Consider the following 959-nt stretch of genomic DNA (forward strand, 5'->3'; position numbering starts at 1 on the left):
GGCTTCGCGTGTGCTTAACCTTGCCAGATACCACAACTCGCAGGATCATTATGCAAAAGGCAGTCCATCACCCTTGTGAATCCCTCTGAAAAATCAAAACAACAACTACTCACCACATATTATGTGGTGAGTAGTTGTCAAAAACAAAAAAATTAGCTCATACTGATTGTAGGTCTCATATCGTAAGCAAAGCTGACACTCGAATTGGAACACCTCCTGCCACAATTTGGACATCGACCAATAGCCGTCCAAATATGGTCTTTCACATAAGAATCTGGTTCTCCAAATCGCTCAACATATAACTTACAAGTTTCATTCCAAGCATTCTTTAAATTCTTAGCATCCTCCTCACCACGCATTCCAAAATATGGAAAGTGATGGACGAAATAACCAAAAACATCCTCGCAATCCTGTGCATACTTCATAGTATCAAGTATGTGGTAATGCCAAAACTCATCAACTTGTTGTGGTGGCACGATTGCTTCGTTTGGATACTCCAAGAGAAGTAATAAAAATTTACGATATTCTGCTTCGATTAACCGAGCATACTCTAAACTCCAACCTTTCCCCTCTACTTTATCTATAATCTTAACGATTATAGGTTCAAGGTTCAGCTCATCTATATCTACCTTATGTTTGGATAATGAAATGCTACTCATCTTCATCCTCCTCGCATAGTTTTTTATAAAGCTTCACTAAGTCTTGAGTATCCCAATCATCAAGCTGGTCTGAACTATAACCTTCATTCATCTCTATAATTTCCTGTATAAGCTCCTCCCTATCCATCATTTCTCCTTACCAAAAAAAGATAAGAGAAAGCAAGGGCGGAAAGGGAGAGATAACAAAGAGTTACCCCCCCCCCATGATTTCTCAAAGGGACTCACAATAGGGCTCTGAATGATTGTAGGCAGATGGTTTCAGGTTCTATTTCACTCCGCTCACTGCGGTTCTTTTCACCT

The 959-nt window shown here is 39.8% G+C and carries 2 protein-coding genes; both read right to left on the reverse strand.

What is annotated here, in order from left to right:
* Positions 1-152 precede the first annotated feature (152 nt).
* Positions 153-659 (reverse strand): glycine-rich domain-containing protein, encoded by a 507-nt coding sequence (locus EBF12_RS12375; protein ID WP_425269270.1) that lies wholly within the window; start codon positions 657-659, stop codon positions 153-155.
* A complete protein-coding gene (locus EBF12_RS12380) occupies positions 652-786 on the reverse strand; it encodes a hypothetical protein (RefSeq protein WP_425269271.1) in 135 nt (44 codons plus the stop codon). Before EBF12_RS12380 ends, EBF12_RS12375 begins: the two co-directional genes overlap by 8 nt.
* Positions 787-959 lie beyond the last annotated feature (173 nt).

Source organism: Helicobacter labetoulli (assembly GCF_003670275.1).
Lineage (GTDB): Bacteria > Campylobacterota > Campylobacteria > Campylobacterales > Helicobacteraceae > Helicobacter_C > Helicobacter_C labetoulli.

Bases quoted from the DNA above. Each gene is read 5' to 3' on its own strand.
- EBF12_RS12375 (WP_425269270.1), bottom strand. From the start codon at position 659: ATGAGTAGCATTTCATTATCCAAACATAAGGTAGATATAGATGAGCTG.
- EBF12_RS12380 (WP_425269271.1), bottom strand. From the start codon at position 786: ATGGATAGGGAGGAGCTTATACAGGAAATTATAGAGATGAATGAAGGT.